We start from the raw sequence: 15,325 nt of genomic DNA on the forward strand, positions 1-15,325 counted from the left end.
ACAACCCCAAGCGGCGCCACGGCACCGCAGGCGACACTTCGCCGGTCGAGTTCGAACGACGCCATTCCCAACGGCTCACGGGTGTCTAGGAAATCCGGGGCGATTCAATCCCGCCCCAGCTGAGTCCCTTCCCGGGGGCGACGGCCTCGGCGGCGTGTATCGTGCCTCGACCAATCTTGGTGAGCCACTGCAACAGGTTGGCGTAGTCCTTCTGGTTCTTGCGACTGCGCTCGACCTCAATCCACCAGACCTGTCCATTACCCTGCAGCAGCACGTCGGGCTTCTTCTCTGCGATCCCTGCATCGCCGCCTGGCCAGCGGCCTTGGGCGACCTCGCGTTCGGTCGAGACGCGGAAACCGGTAGCAATCCCTGCGATTGCAACCTCGTTTGCGATGCAGCGATGGCGGAACTGGTTGGCGCTGGATCGCCTCACCAAGTCCTTCCCTGACGAGGCAGGGATGCCGATGTGGCGCAGGCGCGCTGCGCCGGCTTCGGCCAACGTGTAGATCACGCTGCCATCAGGCCCGTTGGCCTTGAGCACCAGCCGATCCCTAACCAGGCGGCGCAGCGTGCGCTGCGCCATGCGCCAGTGCGAGGCGCTGGGCACAAGTGGCGTCAAGTCTGGCGCGTTGGTGGGTGCGGTCTCCCATGGGCGCCACACCAATGCGGCCAGGTCGCGCGTGCGCAGCCAGCCAAAGCGGTGAAGGGCGCGAAGCACCTTCACCTCGTTTTCTTGGCCGATAAGCCGACCGTCCTTCGCGGGCATGAGATGTCAATCGTGGTTTCGACATCTCGGTATAGGGTGAGCTCGGATCATGACACCGAGGTGTTCGCACCCCCGTACGCCAGGAGGCGAACGGGTGGAGCGAAGCCGCTGACGCGGCATGTCAGCGCCGCCTCTTCGCCCGCCTGGACGGCGGGCCGGCGGCTCAGTCAGCTGGACGCTGCCTGTGTCCCGGAATACGGGCGCCGCGCTTCGCGCGCGGGCATCCTGCCCGCCCTTTGCCGCTGGACGCGTCGCTGGCGCTGGCTCTCGCCAGCGGTCTGCGCGATGCTTGACTCGGCCAGGATGCCCGCGCGCTGCGCTGGGCGCCGGGGCTGCGCCCCCCAACTTGCTGCCGTTCCGTGGGCGGAACTCTGGAGGCTGGGGCCACCAGCGCGCGTCGGCTCCCCCCGCGCTCACTTGATCCGCTTGGGGCGGATGCGCGCTCGCGGGCTGCGGGCTGGACGCCCTGGCCCCGCGTTGCCCTCCGGATGCAACGCGGCACCCACCTGTGCTGATTCAACGTTCGCGTCGAGAAAAGTCGCCGCCGACCGCTGTTGGCGGCGGACAGCTTACGGCGCGTTGGCTTCTCGGAAGGCGGTTACGGCTATGTGGCGTATGCGGTACTTCGGGACGCCAGTCCCCAACCTCGGCAGCACAAACTCGCTGTAAAACGCCAACCCTTGTCGGCTCTTGCAGTCTTCAACTGTCAGGTCTTCGAAGCTGCTGGCGTTTGCTGCGAGGTGCTGCCGCCAGGTCGCGAAGCGCTCAGCGCACCGCGCCTTCTGTACATAAACCAAGAAGCCTCCACAGTGATGTCCAGGCGTCCCTCGCACGTATCGCTCGGTAAGCTGGTCAACACCCTTGGACAGGTAGGCGGGGCCGTTGTCGAGCTTGGCTTCTGCCAACCATGAAAAGCGACCATCTCGTGATCTGACACGGACATCAACGTGTCCGCCTTCGTCGTGGTCATGACTTGCGGCATAAAAGCGCGCATTGAGCAGCCGTACCAGCTCTCTATTCAACTCATCCTCGGATGCGTCCTGGAAGTCTTTGGCGTCCGCCTCGACGAGGCCAATGAGCTGATCCAAGTCTTCGTAGAGTGTGCTGACAAACTCTTCGTAGCTGACTGGGGCGAGGCGGCGCAGCTGTGCAAGCAACTCGTCTTGCCCGCATGCCTGTAGGTGATCGCGGAGGCTGCTCAAGAATCAGCCCTTTCCTTGGCCGCAAGCTCGTGAGCCAAGGGCGTAACAACATACACAACTTGCACGCGATTCAAGAAGTCGGCAACTGATTCGCCGGTGCTCGGGTCGATAAGAGATTGCGTCTCCAGCGCGCTTCGTATGTCTGCGTCGGACAACTCGCACACCGGTGCCTCCAACACTTCGCCGGTTTGGTGCTGGGACCAAAGCTGAAATCGACGCTCAAGCAAGGGGACCGTACCGTACGCGAGATAGTCCAAAGCTCTTGCAATGGCCGTCGCGCCTTCGCGGTCATCCGCCCAACCAAGCTCTATGGCAACCGACCCGAGCGTGACACTGTCGAAATGTTCGTGAAGTTGACTCAGGCGATGGAAGACGAACGCACACACCTGCCCTTCACGCCGATCTGGCGCGAAGACATGATTCACTTCGGCGATGGTGTCAGCGAGTGTGTGCGTCATTCCGGGGCGGGCAGATGATCCACAACGCGTTGCAACGTGGCTTGCATCTTGGCCTCAGTAAGTGCGCCAGACAAGACCATGTGATCGAGGTAGGGGTGCGCGCTGCCTAGCATCCGAATGCTTCCGGGCAAAAGCACCTCTTCTTGGGTGCGCTGCCCTTCCTCGGCCCAGCGTACCGCAACCCGGAACGGGGTCAGAATACCATTCACAGCTGCCTTGCCGCCGACGTGAAACTGCTCCAGGCGAAGGTCGGCGCGGCTACTCCTCATCTTTTCGTGTTTCGATGAGCCTGTATCTGTCGTGAATCCCAGCTCGACAACGATGCCAGCGGCCTGGTCATCGTAGAGGGCCTTGATCGCCGGAAACAGATTGATGGGGTTGACGAGCTGGAGCTGCATCCCAAAATGCGGCGCTAGCAGGCCATTCACCTTGACCTGCAATTGCTCTAGGGCGCTGCCTGAGTCCACGCCTGAATGGTCTTCCACACGGAGTTCAAGCAATGCCCTGGTGACGTCGACACGGACAATCTCGAAGCTTTGGACATAGCGACGGCGTACGAACACAAACTCGTCGTACTGCCCCCAGCCGAATTGGTTCACTGCGGCGTCCCCGAGTTGTGCTCGCGTACGCGCTTCGCGCTCCTCCAGAATCCTTCGACCGCAGAAGACTAGCGTCGTAGAGCCGTCCTGCTCTGGCCGGCCGACGTCACAAAGGAACACCCCAGCCGGCATAACAGCCAGTTCGTTCGAATCAATGGGCCTGGGGTAGGTCGCCATGAATGGCGAATCCTCGGGCGCGAACTCTGCCAAACGAGCGGCTATCAGTGGCGCCTCGTCAGGTGGAAGTCGAAAGACCTTGACCGCGCGCGTGCCGACTGAAATGGTTTCGCGGAAGATCGTGGCAAGAGCCTGGTCAATCTGCGCGGACCGAGCGGCGCTGATCTGAATCTCTTCTTCAAGCTTCACCAGAAGCTTGTCCCAGCCCTGTGCTGTCGGTAGATTGTTGATGGAGCAGTGCTCTTGCATCAACGGAAAGGGCAAGCGTGCCCGAATCGGATCGAAGAATTCCAAGACCGTCCCTGTGTTGTCCGTCTTCCTTACCAGCAAACCGGCCTGCGTCATCAGTAGGCACTGACGCACAGGGGCAGCGGGGAGACTGAGACAAAGTGTAAGACAGGGTGCTTCTCGTTGGCGACTCGTAGCCGGCCCGCGTTCTCGCTACGACACACCAGAGGTGTCGGTCTCTCGCATGCTTGCCTATGAGTGGCCGTGCGCGATCAGAGATTTAGCTGCAACTTGTCCTGGTCACGCGGCGGAGCAAACGGTCTTACATGCGCCCTTACATCGCCTTCAGTCGCGCAAAGAAAAAAGCCACCGCTAGGGTGGCTTTTTCGTCTAAGTGCACGGGGCACAAGGACTTTGTTTGGTGGCGCTTCAGGGATTCGAACCCCGGACCTGCGGATTATGATTCCGTCGCTCTAACCGACTGAGCTAAAGCGCCTTGCGAAGACAGCGACTATAGCAAAGTTTTCGCGGACAATGCAAGCACCCGCCGAAGCTCGGCATTCAAAAAGTTCGGCGCGCGAGTCCGTCTCGATCCTCCATGTTCAGCTTCCTCAAGAAAAAACTCGGTTTCGGCTCCTCCGAACCCACGCCCGCCGCGCCCGTGGAGGCGCCTGCTCCGGCTCCTGCCGTCGAGCCCAGTCCGCCCGCCACCGTAGCGCCCGCGCCTGTCGCGCCCATCCCCGCACCGGTGCCGCCGCAAGTCCTGACCCCCGCGCCGGTCGCGGCTCCGGCGCCGGTGCCCGCAGCCGCTCCCGTGGCCGTGCCGACATCGGCGCGCACACCAGCGCCCACGCCGGCATCGGCCTCCACTCCAGCCATCGTGCCGTCCCCGGCGGCGATCGCCGCGCCAGTGCCCGTGAAGGCGCCGACGCCGAGCCCGGCCGTCGTGGCCGCTCCGGCGGTGGTGGAAGCCGCGCCCGAGCCCGCGCCGCGCAAAAGCTGGATGGACAAGCTCCGCCAGGGGCTGCGCAAGACGGGCTCCAGCATCGCGCAGGTCTTCACCGGCACGCAGATCGACGACGCGCTGTATGAGGAACTCGAAGCCGCGCTGCTGATGGCCGACGCGGGCGTGAAGGCGACCGAGTTCCTGCTCGACGACCTGAAGCGTCGTGTGAAGGAGGCCAAGGCCACCGATCCCGCCGCGGTTCGTCATTTGCTGGTGGAGGCGCTGACCGAGTTGCTGCAGCCGCTGCAGCGTCAACTGGTGATCGGCGAGCACACGCCGACGGTGATGATGGTGGTGGGCGTGAACGGCGCCGGCAAGACGACCAGCATCGGCAAGCTGACGCGCCATCTGGCCGATGCCGAGGCCAACGTGCTGCTGGCCGCCGCGGACACCTTCCGCGCCGCCGCGCGCGAGCAGTTGTCGGTCTGGGCCGATCGCAACCGTGTGCAGATCGTCAGCCAGGAAGGGGGCGATCCGTCGGCGGTGACCTTCGACGCGGTCGTCGCCGGCAAGGCGCGCGGCAGTGACGTCGTCATCGCCGACACCGCCGGCCGCCTGCCGACGCAGCTCCACCTGATGGAAGAGCTCAAGAAGATCAAGCGCGTCATCGGCAAGGCCCAGGACGGCGCGCCGCACGAGGTGCTGCTGGTCGTCGACGGCAACACCGGCCAGAACGCGCTGACGCAGGTCAAGGCCTTCGACGACGCGTTGGGCCTGACGGCCCTGATCGTCACGAAGCTGGACGGCACCGCCAAGGGCGGCGTGCTGGCGGCGATCGCGCGCGAGCGGCCGGTGCCGGTCTACTTCATCGGCGTCGGCGAAAAGCTGGAGGACCTGCAGACCTTCGACGCGCGCGAGTTCGCGCAAGCCCTGCTGGAATAGGCCCCAAAGTCCTCGGTCCCCAAACCGCGGCATGCGGCGGTGATCGGGGACGGTGGGGCATGGGGTTCTTGCGCGGGCAAGGGCCCCATGCCTCAGCGGCCAACGCAAAAGCCGGCGCAGGAGGGCGGCCCCCCGAAGGTCGATGGTCCCCTGAAGGTGGACGGTCCCCGAAAGCAGAAGGGTTTCCCCAGGGAAGCCCTTCGTTGCTTCAGCTTCAGCGCCCTGACAAGGTCAGCGCCGCGCGCGGCATCACATCCCCAGGCCACCAGGCCCGCCGCCGCCCATCATGCCCTTGAGGCCCTTCATGCCGCCCATGCGCTTCATCATCTTCATGAGGCCGCCGCCCTTCATCTTCTTCATCATCCCCTGCATCTGATCGAATTGATTCAGCAGGCGATTGACCTCCTGGATCTGCACCCCGGCGCCCGCGGCGATGCGGCGCTTGCGGCTGGCCTTGGTCTTGCCGTCCATCAGCAGTGCGGGCTGGCGGCGCTCCTTGGCGGTCATCGCGTTGAGGATGCCTTCCATGCGCTTCATGTCGCGCTCGGCCTTGTCCATGTCGGCGGGGCCGCCCTTGCCGGCGGTCATCTGCGTGGGCAGCTTGTCCATCAGGCCGGACAGCCCGCCCATCTTCTTCATCTGAGAGATCTGCGCCAGGAAGTCGTTCAGGTCGAAGCCGCTGCCGGACTTGAGCTTCTCGGCCAGCTTCTGCGCCGCCTCGACGTCCACGCCCTTCTGCACTTCCTCGACCAGCGCGACGATGTCGCCCATGCCGAGCACGCGGCCGGCGTGGCGGTCGGCGTCGAAGACTTCCAGGCCGTCGATCTTCTCGGACACGCCGGCGAACTTGATCGGCGCGCCAGTGATCTGCCGCACCGACAGCGCCGCGCCACCACGAGAGTCACCGTCCAGCTTGGTCAGCACGATGCCGGTCAGCGGCAGCGCTTCCTTGAAGGCCTTGGCGGTGTTGATCGCGTCCTGACCCTGCATCGCGTCGACGACGAACAGCGTCTCGACCGGCTTCAGCGTGGCGTGCAGATCGCGGATCTCCGCCATCAGCGCCTCGTCGATCGCGAGCCGGCCGGCCGTGTCCACCAGCAGCACGTCGAAGAAGTGGCGCCTGGCGTGATCGATCGCGGCGACCGCGATGTCGTGCGGCTTCTGGTCCGGCGCGGACGGGAACCACTCTGCGCCGGCCTGCCGGGTCACCGTCTTGAGCTGCTCGATGGCGGCGGGGCGGTAGACATCCGCCGAGACCGTCAGCACCTTCTTCTTGCGCTTCTCGATCAGGTGCTTGGCGAGCTTGGCGGTGGTCGTCGTCTTGCCGGCGCCCTGCAGGCCGGCCATCAGGATGATGGCGGGCGGCTGCGCGGCGAGGTTGATGTCGGCGACGCCTTCGCCCATCGTCGCGGCCAGTTCCTTGTGGACCACCGACACCAGCACCTGGCCGGGGTTCAGCGAGCCGACCACCTCCTGGCCCAGCGCCTTCTCCTTCACGCGCGCGACGAAGTCGCGGACCACCGGAAGCGCGACGTCGGCCTCCAGCAGCGCCATGCGGACCTCGCGCAGCATGTCCTGCACGTTGGTCTCGGTGATGCGGGCCTGGCCACGCATCGTCTTGACGAGGCGGCTCAGTCGATCGGTCAGGGTGGATGCCATCGTTGGAGCGCCCGCGAGAGCGGGCGCGCGTCATTACACTTTGAGGATGACATTATCGTTCGCCTCCGGAGAGCACAGCGGCCTGCTCCTGGCCGCCCTCAGCGCGGCGGGGGCCGCGGCCTATGCCGTGGCCGCCGCCTGGGCCCACCGCCGGCCGCGAACCTGGCGCGCGGTGCTGGTGCTGGCGTGGCTGCTGCACCTGGCGGCGCTGGTGGTGGACATCGCCGGCATCGGCGCCGCGCCGGTGGCCGGCGGCCACGCGGCGCGCTTCGGTTTCGCGCCGTCGCTGTCGATGACGCTGTGGCTGGTCATCGGCGTCTATCTGGTCGAGAGCCGCTTCCTGCCGCTGCCATCGGCGCAGCGGCTGCTGAGCCTGTTCGGCCTGGCCGTGATGCTGCTGGCCTGGGCCTTCCCCGGCGAATATCGGCCGCAGGCCGGCTCCCCGTTGGCGCCGCTGCACTGGGCGATGGGCCTGGCGTCCTACGGCTTGTGCGGCGTGGCGGTGATGCACGCGATCATGCTGAACCGCGCCGAGCGCCAGATGCGCGGCCAGAAGGGGCAGGGCGCGCCGGCCTTGGGGACGCCGCTGCTGCGGCTGGAGCGGCTGACCTTCCAGTTCGTCGGCGCGGGCGTGTGCGTGCTGTCGGTGGCGCTGGTGCTGGGCTGGGCCTTCACGCCGCAATGGCATTGGGATCACAAGACCCTGTTCGCGGTGCTCGGCTGGGTCGTGCTGACCGGCCTGCTGACCGGGCGCCGCATCTTCGGCTGGCGCGGCCGGCGCGCCACGCGCTGGCTGTACTTCGGCGCGGCGCTGCTGCTGCTGTCCTACGCAGGCTCGCGCTTCGTGCTCGAGGTGGTCCTGCAACGCGGCGGCACGCATTGACGCGGCGCCGATGATCATGGCCTTCCTTCCCCTTTCTCCTTCGTCGACCGCGCCCGCATCGTGATCAAGCTGCTCTTCTGGATCGTCCTCCTGGCGGTGATCGCCTTCGTGCTGGGCTTCAAGCGCGGCCGCCCCGCGCCGCGGGAGGCGCAGCGCCCGCCGCCTCCGCCCCAGCGCGGCCTCGAGCCGATGGTGAGCTGCACCGAGTGCGGCGCGCACCTGCCCGCCAGCGAGGCGCTGCCTGGCCGGGGCGGCCAGTTCTGCACCGCCGCGCACCGCGCCAGTCACGAGGCCCGCCTGGAAGCGGCCGAGGCGGCCCGGGCGAGCGTGGGCCGCGACGACGCCGGGCGGTCCTGACGCGACCGGCCCGACGCATGCCCAACTCCGACACGTCGCAGGGCGCCATCAGCGCCAGCACCGTTCAGCGCCTCTACCGCGCGTTCATGGGCGCGCGGGCGGCGCTCGGTCTGGCGCTGCTCGCGACGCAGTCGATCGCCGGGCTGATGGGCTCCCGGCCGACGACCTGGGCGGCGCTGTTCTCGCTGATCTATGGCGTCCAGGTCGTGCTGGCGTGGTTGCTGCCGCGCTGGTTCGGGGGCGGCGCCGAGACGCCGTCCAAGGACCGCGCCGGGCTGACGCCGAGCCAGTTCGCCTCCAGCATCGGCGTCGACCTGTTGCTGTTCAGCCTGCTTCAGATCCAGGACCCGGGCGGCAGCTTCGGCGCGCTGTTCTTCATGCCGGCGTTGATGGCCGGCGCGTTGCAGCCGCGCCTGCGCGCGCTGGCCTGCGCCGCCTTGCCCAGCCTGGTGCTGCTGTCGGTGTCCGCCTGGGCGGTGCTGAACGGCCACGATGGCGGCCTGCGCATCAGCCAGGCCGGGCTGCTCGGGTGCGGGCTGTTCGTCGTCACCTTGCTGGCCAACGAGATCGCCGGCCGTCTGGCCCGCGAGGAACGCGCCGCGCGCGGCAGCCTGGAGTACGCGCGCCAGCAGGCCGACCTGAACCGCCTCGTCATCGAGGAAATGGAGGAGGGCGTCATCGTCGCCGACCGTCGCGGCCTGGTGCGCACCGCCAATCCGGCGGCGCGGACGCTGCTGACCGAAGGCGCCTCGCTGCGCGCGGGGCCGTTCCGGCTCGACACCACGACCGCCTGGCTGCCACTGCTGCGCGCGATCGAGCAGGCCTTCTCCGGCGCGCCCTGGCCCGAGGCCGGCCGCGACCTGCTGCTCGACTTCGGTCGCGGCTCGCAGCGCTCGCTGCGCGTGCGGATGCGCTTCACGCTGCGGCCGCTGGACGGGGACGACCTGTGCGTGCTCTTCCTCGAAGACAACCGATTGCTGGAGGCCCGCAACCGCCAGGAGAAGCTGGCCGCGATGGGCCGCATGTCGGCCGGCATCGCGCACGAGATCCGCAACCCGCTGACCGCGATCGCGCAGGCCAACGCGCTGCTCGCCGAAGATCACGCGCAGGACCCGCGGCTGGAGCAGCTCACGCGCATGGTGGCCTCCAACGTGGAGCGCCTGAAGCGGCTGGTCGACGATGTGATGGAGGTCGCGCCCGGCATCGCGCCGGTGACGCTGACGCTGGCCGTCGCGCCGCTGGTGCGCGAGTACTGTGCCGACTGGGCCGCCACGCAGCGCCTGCCCGGCGGCGACGCCAACCCGCTGCGGCTGGAGATCGAGCGCGACTCACCGCTGATCGGCTTCGACCCCGAACACCTGCGCCGCATCCTGATCAACCTGCTCGACAACGGCCTGCGCCATGCGCATCCCGGCGCGGGATCGCTGCGCGTGCAACTGGTGGAAGAGGGCGAATGGGTTCGGCTGTCGGTGCTGAGCCACGCGGACGCCATCCCGGCGGAGGTCGAACGTCATCTCTTCGAGCCGTTCTTCTCGACGCGCAGCCGCGGCTCGGGTCTCGGCCTGTACATTTGCCGGGAGCTTTGCGAGCGCTACGGCGGCCGCATCGACTATCACCGGCTTGACGCCGGCCTGAACGAATTCCGCGTGCTGCTGCCGCGCCTGGTCCCTCCCTCCCTCGAATCCCATGAGCGCTGATCCCCGCCTGCTGGTCGTCGACGACGAGCCCGACCTGCGCACCCTCTACGAGATGACGCTGCTGCGCGAGGGTTTCACCCTCGACTGCGCCGGCACCGTCGAGGACGCGCTGGAGCTGCTCGGCGCGCGCCGTTATGACGCGGTCATCACCGACATGCGCCTGCCCGACGGCAGCGGCCTGGACATCCTGCGCTGGCTGGAGCAGCAGGGCCGCGGCGAACGCGCGCTGGTCATCACCGCCTACGGCTCGGCCGAGAACGCGGTCGAGGCGCTGAAGGCCGGCGCGTACGACTACCTGACCAAGCCGGTCGACCTGCGGCAATTCCGCATGGTCGTCGCGTCCGCGCTGGGCCGGGCGCCGAAGACGGAGGAGACCGCGTCGCGCGGCGCCGCCACGGCGCGGGCCGCGGCGGCCGCCGAGCCAGGCGCGTCCCCGCCCGCGTCAGGCGCCGCATCCCCGACCTCCCCGGCGCCGGCGACAGGCGCGATGTCGCCCTCCGCGTCGGAGGACGCGCCGTCCGAGGCTGCCGAGGCGTCCGCGGCCGAGTCGCGCAAGGCGCCGGCCGCGAAGCCGCGCGCCGCGCCGCCGCTGACCGGGTCGACCTCGGCGCTGGACCGTCTGGTCGGCGATTCGGCGCCGATGCGCCAGGTGCGCGAGCTGATCGGCAAGGTCGCCCGCAGCATGGCGCCGGTGCTGCTCAACGGCGAGTCGGGCACCGGCAAGGAGCTGGTCGCCCGCGCGATCCACGACGTCAGCGCGCGTCGTCCGCAGCCCTTCGTCGCGGTGAACTCCGGCGCGATCCCCGAGCAGTTGCTGGAGGCCGAGTTCTTCGGTTACCGCAAGGGCGCCTTCACCGGCGCGACCGAGGACCGCGAGGGCTTCTTCCAGGCCGCGCACGGCGGCACACTGTTCCTGGACGAGATCGGCGACCTGCCGCTGGCGATGCAGTCCAAGCTGTTGCGGGCGCTGCAGGAGCGCTCGGTGCGGCCGGTGGGCGCGGTGGCGGAGATGCCGGTCAACGTGCGCCTGCTCAGCGCCACGCACAAGGACCTGGCGGCGGAGGTCGCGGCCGGCCGTTTCCGGCAGGACTTGTATTACCGGCTCAACGTCATCCAGATCCGCGTGCCGCCGCTGCGCGAGCGCATGGAGGACCTGCCGCCGATCAGCGCGCGCATCCTGCAGCGCATCGCCGCGGATGCCGGCGTGTCGCCGGTGCCGCAGTTGACGCCGGCCGCGCTGGCGACGCTGTCGCGCTACAGCTTCCCCGGCAACGTGCGCGAGCTGGAGAACCTGCTGCATCGCGCGCTGGCGCTGTCCGGCGGCGACGGCATCGAGCTGTCCGACCTCGGCCTGCCCGACATCGTGCTCGGCCCCGACGACGCGACGTCCGAGTCCGCCTTCGGCGCGCTCGATCCGGCGCTGGGCGCCGCCTTGCCGCCCGAGGCGCGCGGCGGCGCGCCGCTGCCCGACGACCTGGCCGCCTACCTGGACGAGGTCGAGAAACAGATCCTGCTGCGGGCGCTGGCGCAGCACCGCAACAACCGCACCGCCGCCGGCGCGAGCCTGGGACTGTCGCTGCGTCAGATGCGGTACCGGATGGCGCGGCTGTCGATCTCGGTCGGCGGCGACGAGGGCTGATTCGCAACTCCCAGCCAGCCCAGCGCATCACCGCACCGCACGCCACGCCACGCCACGGCACGGCACGGCACGGCATGGCATGGCATGTCCGCATGGAGCCGTCACCAACCTGGGGCCGGAATGAGGCATTGGGGGGGGGCCAGGAGGGCGCCTCCAGGCCTCGTGGAAAGCCCGCGCGACGACGCGCCGGCGGGGGTCTCGCCAACCTTCACGCCAGTTGGCGACTGGCAGTTGCCAACCCCGCGAACGTACGCCCCGACGCCATCGCCGCGCGCATTGCGACCGTTGTCCACAACCGTGGTGCGGCCTCCGGGTAGGTCCTAGGTGGGGCTTGTCCTGATCCCCGGGGACAGCGGGCGGCACCGTCATCAAACCGCCATCGCGCGGACCGCAGCAGTCATGGGCTCTCGCGGACGATTCATGCCGCCAGCCCGCGCCAATCCTGGCGCTGTTGACGGGATGCGCGAATCCATCGGACCTGTGCGCCGTCACGCGTTTCCGCTAGCGGAGCGGGCATCGGGCGTCAAGCGTGACGACGCTAGCGGTAGTTGCTTGAAGGTGTCCTGGACCCTAGATATAGTGTTTTGCATGCTATCCTGCGCACCTTCGCAAACACCGCGATGAATGCTCCAACAGAAGTCTTGTCGACGGCTCCGGCGATCTTGCCGAAGGCCGCCGTCCAACAAGCCCGGGCGCATCCGCAGCATCGCGAGCACCACCTGACCCCCTGATACGTCGGGCCCTTCGAAACGCCGGGCCGGGCGAAGCTTTTTTTGTTTCACGACACCAGAACAGACGAGGATCCCATGCAGACTGTCGCCGCCACATCGACCGCCGAAGCGGGCCTGGCGCAGGCTCCCCGCGAGTCCGCCATCGCCGCCTCGGGCGGCTTCCCGTCCCACCAGATCATTCGCCGCAACGGCGCGGTGGTGCACTTCGAGCCCAGCAAAGTGGCCGTGGCGATGATGAAGGCCTTCCTCGCGGTGCACGGCACCAGCGGCGCGGCCTCCGCCAGCGTGCGCGAGACCGTCGACGCGCTGACCGACGCCGTGGTGCGCGGTCTGCTGCGCTCGCGTCCGGGCGGCGGCACCTTCCACATCGAGGACGTGCAGGATCACGTCGAGCTGGCGTTGATGCGCGGCGGTCACCATGAAGTGGCCCGCGCCTACGTGCTGTACCGCGAGCGTCGCGCGCAGGAGCGCCAGCGCCAGGGCGAGCAGCAGCAGGCCGCCGTGCTGGAGTCCGGCATCTCGGTGACCGAGAACGGCGTGCGCATCCCGCTGGACCTGAACAAGCTGCAGGCGCTGATCGTGTCGAGCTGCGAAGGCCTGGGCGCCGACGTCAAGCCGGACCCGATCCTGGCCGAGACCAAGCGCAACCTGTACGACGGCGTGCCGATCGACGAGGTCTACAAGGCCGCCATCCTGGCCGCCCGCACGCTGATCGAGAAGGACCCCGGTTACACCCGCGCCACCGCCCGCCTGCTGATGCACACCATCCGCAAGGAGATCCTGGGCGAGGAAGCGACGCAGGCCGACATGGCCACGCGTTACGCCGAGTACTTCCCCGGCTTCGTCAAGAAGGGCGTGCAGGCCGAGCTGCTGGACGAGAAGCTGCAGCAGTACGACCTGGCCCGGCTGGGCGCCGCCCTGAAGCCGGAGCGCGACTTCCAGTTCGACTACCTGGGTCTGCAGACGCTGTTCGACCGCTACTTCCTGCACGTCGACGGCACCCGCATCGAACTGCCGCAGGCGTTCTTCATGCGGGTGGCCATGGGCCTGGCGCTGAACGAGATCGACCGCGAGGCGCGCGCCATCGAGTTCTATGAAGTGCTGTCGAGCTTCGACTTCATGAGCTCTACGCCGACGCTGTTCAACTCCGGCACGCGTCGCTCGCAGCTGTCCAGCTGCTACCTGACGACGGTGGCCGACGACCTGGACGGCATCTACGAGGCGCTGAAGGAAAACGCGCTGCTGTCCAAGTTCGCTGGCGGCCTGGGCAACGACTGGACCCCGGTCCGTGCGCTGGGCTCGCACATCAAGGGCACGAACGGCAAGTCGCAAGGGGTGGTCCCGTTCCTGAAGGTGGTCAACGACACGGCCGTCGCCGTGAACCAGGGCGGCAAGCGCAAGGGCGCCGTCTGCGCCTATCTGGAGACGTGGCACCTGGACATCGAGGAATTCCTCGAGCTGCGCAAGAACACCGGCGACGATCGCCGCCGCACCCACGACATGAACACGGCGAACTGGATTCCCGACCTGTTCATGAAGCGCGTGCTCGAAGGCGGCGACTGGACGCTGTTCAGCCCGTCCACCTGCCCGGACCTGCACGACCTGTTCGGCAAGGCGTTCCAGACCGCCTACGAGGCCTACGAGGCCAAGGTCGACCGCGGCGAGCTCAAGCTCTACAAGCGCATGCCGGCCCGCGACCTGTGGCGCAAGATGCTGACGATGCTGTTCGAGACCGGCCATCCGTGGATCACGTTCAAGGACGCCTGCAACGTGCGCAGCCCGCAGCAGCACGTCGGTGTCGTGCACTCGTCCAACTTGTGCACCGAGATCACGCTCAACACCAACGACAACGAGATCGCGGTCTGCAACCTCGGCTCGGTCAACCTGGCCCAGCACATCAAGGACGGCGAGATCGACCAGGCCAAGTTGAAGAAGACGGTGTCCACGGCGATGCGCATGCTGGACAACGTCATCGACATCAACTACTACGCCGTCAAGAAGGCGCGTGATTCCAACCTGCGCCACCGTCCGGTCGGCCTGGGCATCATGGGCTTCCAGGACGCGCTGTACCAACTGCGCGTGCCATATGCCTCCGACGCGGCGGTGACCTTCGCCGACCGCTCGATGGAAGCCGTCTGCTATCACGCCTACTGGGCCTCGACCGACCTGGCCGCCGAGCGTGGCCGCTACAGCAGCTATCGCGGCTCGCTGTGGGACCGCGGCATCCTGCCGATCGACTCGCTCGACCTGCTGGCCGAGGCGCGCGGCGGCTTCGTCGACGTGGACCGCTCGTCGACGCTGGACTGGGACGCGCTGCGCGCCAAGATCGCCCGCGACGGCATGCGCAACAGCAACTGCGTGGCGATCGCGCCGACGGCGACGATCTCCAACATCATCGGCGTCGACGCGTCGATCGAGCCCTGCTTCGGCAACCTGTCGGTCAAGTCCAACCTGTCCGGCGAGTTCACCGTGGTGAACGAGTGCCTGGTCCGCGACCTGAAGAAGCTGGGTCTGTGGGACGACGTGATGGTCATGGACCTGAAGCACTTCGACGGCTCGCTGCGCCGCATCGACCGCGTGCCGGAAGAGCTCAAGCAGCTCTACGCGACCGCCTTCGAGGTGGACACCGTGTGGCTGGTGGAAGCCGCCGCGCGCCGCCAGAAGTGGATCGACCAGGCGCAGAGCCTGAACATCTACATGGCCGGCGCGTCGGGCAAGCGCCTGGACGAGACCTACAAGCTGGCGTGGCAGCGTGGCCTGAAGACCACCTACTACCTGCGCACGATGGGCGCGACGCATGCCGAGAAGAGCACCGTGCAGAACTCGGGTCAGCTCAACTCGGTGAGCAGCTCGGCCGGCGGCATCAGCGCCGCGCCGGCCGCGATCGCACCGGTGATCGCGGCCCCGGCGCCGAGCGCGGTGTCGTCGATCGACGACGTCACGCCGGCCACCGACGTGAAGTTCTGCGCCATCGACGATCCGGGCTGCGAAGCCTGCCAGTGATGACGACTCGATCGACGGACCTTGCAGTTTTTGCGGCA

General features: G+C 67.8%; 11 protein-coding genes and 1 tRNA gene. 6 read left to right on the forward strand and 6 right to left on the reverse strand.

Annotation, left to right across the window (positions count from 1 at the left end; translation table 11 throughout):
* Window positions 1-85: 85 nt before the first annotated feature.
* The 5 genes from CDN99_RS17440 to CDN99_RS17460 form a co-directional block, all read right to left on the reverse strand.
* A complete protein-coding gene (locus CDN99_RS17440; RefSeq protein WP_088386168.1) occupies window positions 86-766 on the reverse strand; it encodes a replication-relaxation family protein in 681 nt (226 codons plus the stop codon).
* Window positions 767-1,335: 569 nt separating this feature from the next.
* Window positions 1,336-1,968: a hypothetical protein gene (locus tag CDN99_RS28310; RefSeq protein ID WP_141100847.1), complete on the reverse strand. Its 633-nt coding sequence runs from the start codon at window positions 1,966-1,968 to the stop codon at window positions 1,336-1,338.
* Window positions 1,965-2,426 carry a hypothetical protein gene (locus tag CDN99_RS17450; protein WP_088386170.1) on the reverse strand — a complete coding sequence of 154 codons (462 nt, stop codon included), beginning with the start codon at window positions 2,424-2,426 and terminating at the stop codon, window positions 1,965-1,967. The genes CDN99_RS28310 and CDN99_RS17450 overlap by 4 nt, the downstream gene beginning before the upstream one ends.
* Window positions 2,423-3,496 (reverse strand): hypothetical protein, encoded by a 1,074-nt coding sequence (locus tag CDN99_RS17455; protein WP_141100848.1) that lies wholly within the window; start codon window positions 3,494-3,496, stop codon window positions 2,423-2,425. The genes CDN99_RS17450 and CDN99_RS17455 overlap by 4 nt, the downstream gene beginning before the upstream one ends.
* Before the next feature lie 353 nt (window positions 3,497-3,849).
* A tRNA-Met gene (locus tag CDN99_RS17460) sits at window positions 3,850-3,926 on the reverse strand.
* A 102-nt stretch (window positions 3,927-4,028) separates the two neighbouring features.
* Here CDN99_RS17460 and ftsY point away from each other — a divergent pair.
* Window positions 4,029-5,318 (forward strand): signal recognition particle-docking protein FtsY, encoded by a 1,290-nt coding sequence (gene ftsY / locus CDN99_RS17465; RefSeq protein WP_088386172.1) that lies wholly within the window; start codon window positions 4,029-4,031, stop codon window positions 5,316-5,318.
* Between the two features lie 249 nt (window positions 5,319-5,567).
* On the opposite strand, the gene ffh is transcribed toward ftsY, so the two are convergent.
* A complete protein-coding gene (ffh, locus tag CDN99_RS17470; RefSeq protein WP_088386173.1) occupies window positions 5,568-6,977 on the reverse strand; it encodes a signal recognition particle protein in 1,410 nt (469 codons plus the stop codon).
* A 46-nt stretch (window positions 6,978-7,023) separates the two neighbouring features.
* Between ffh and CDN99_RS17475 the strand changes: the two genes are divergently transcribed.
* The 5 genes from CDN99_RS17475 to CDN99_RS17490 all read left to right on the forward strand — a co-directional run bounded on the left by CDN99_RS17475 (window position 7,024) and on the right by CDN99_RS17490 (window position 15,287).
* Window positions 7,024-7,860, forward strand: coding sequence for a cytochrome C assembly family protein (locus tag CDN99_RS17475; RefSeq protein WP_088386174.1), 837 nt, complete (start codon window positions 7,024-7,026; stop codon window positions 7,858-7,860).
* 60 nt (window positions 7,861-7,920) lie between these two features.
* The gene (locus CDN99_RS29350; RefSeq protein ID WP_238139574.1) at window positions 7,921-8,217 is read left to right on the forward strand and encodes a PP0621 family protein; all 297 of its coding nucleotides are present in this window, start codon (window positions 7,921-7,923) and stop codon (window positions 8,215-8,217) included.
* Between the two features lie 17 nt (window positions 8,218-8,234).
* Window positions 8,235-9,914, forward strand: coding sequence for a sensor histidine kinase (locus CDN99_RS17480; RefSeq protein WP_238139575.1), 1,680 nt, complete (start codon window positions 8,235-8,237; stop codon window positions 9,912-9,914).
* Window positions 9,904-11,553, forward strand: coding sequence for a sigma-54-dependent transcriptional regulator (locus tag CDN99_RS17485; protein ID WP_088386176.1), 1,650 nt, complete (start codon window positions 9,904-9,906; stop codon window positions 11,551-11,553). Before CDN99_RS17480 ends, CDN99_RS17485 begins: the two co-directional genes overlap by 11 nt.
* An 806-nt stretch (window positions 11,554-12,359) precedes the next feature.
* A complete protein-coding gene (locus CDN99_RS17490; protein ID WP_088386177.1) occupies window positions 12,360-15,287 on the forward strand; it encodes a ribonucleoside-diphosphate reductase subunit alpha in 2,928 nt (975 codons plus the stop codon).
* Window positions 15,288-15,325: the final 38 nt, after the last annotated feature.

Source organism: Roseateles aquatilis, from assembly GCF_002205645.1.
Lineage (GTDB): Bacteria > Pseudomonadota > Gammaproteobacteria > Burkholderiales > Burkholderiaceae_C > Roseateles > Roseateles aquatilis.

Bases quoted from the DNA above. Each gene is read 5' to 3' on its own strand.
- ftsY (WP_088386172.1), top strand. From the start codon at position 4,029: ATGTTCAGCTTCCTCAAGAAAAAACTCGGTTTCGGCTCCTCCGAACCC.
- CDN99_RS17475 (WP_088386174.1), top strand. From the start codon at position 7,024: ATGACATTATCGTTCGCCTCCGGAGAGCACAGCGGCCTGCTCCTGGCC.
- CDN99_RS17480 (WP_238139575.1), top strand. From the start codon at position 8,235: ATGCCCAACTCCGACACGTCGCAGGGCGCCATCAGCGCCAGCACCGTT.
- CDN99_RS17485 (WP_088386176.1), top strand. From the start codon at position 9,904: ATGAGCGCTGATCCCCGCCTGCTGGTCGTCGACGACGAGCCCGACCTG.
- CDN99_RS17490 (WP_088386177.1), top strand. From the start codon at position 12,360: ATGCAGACTGTCGCCGCCACATCGACCGCCGAAGCGGGCCTGGCGCAG.
- CDN99_RS17440 (WP_088386168.1), bottom strand. From the start codon at position 766: ATGCCCGCGAAGGACGGTCGGCTTATCGGCCAAGAAAACGAGGTGAAG.
- ffh (WP_088386173.1), bottom strand. From the start codon at position 6,977: ATGGCATCCACCCTGACCGATCGACTGAGCCGCCTCGTCAAGACGATG.
- CDN99_RS17450 (WP_088386170.1), bottom strand. From the start codon at position 2,426: ATGACGCACACACTCGCTGACACCATCGCCGAAGTGAATCATGTCTTC.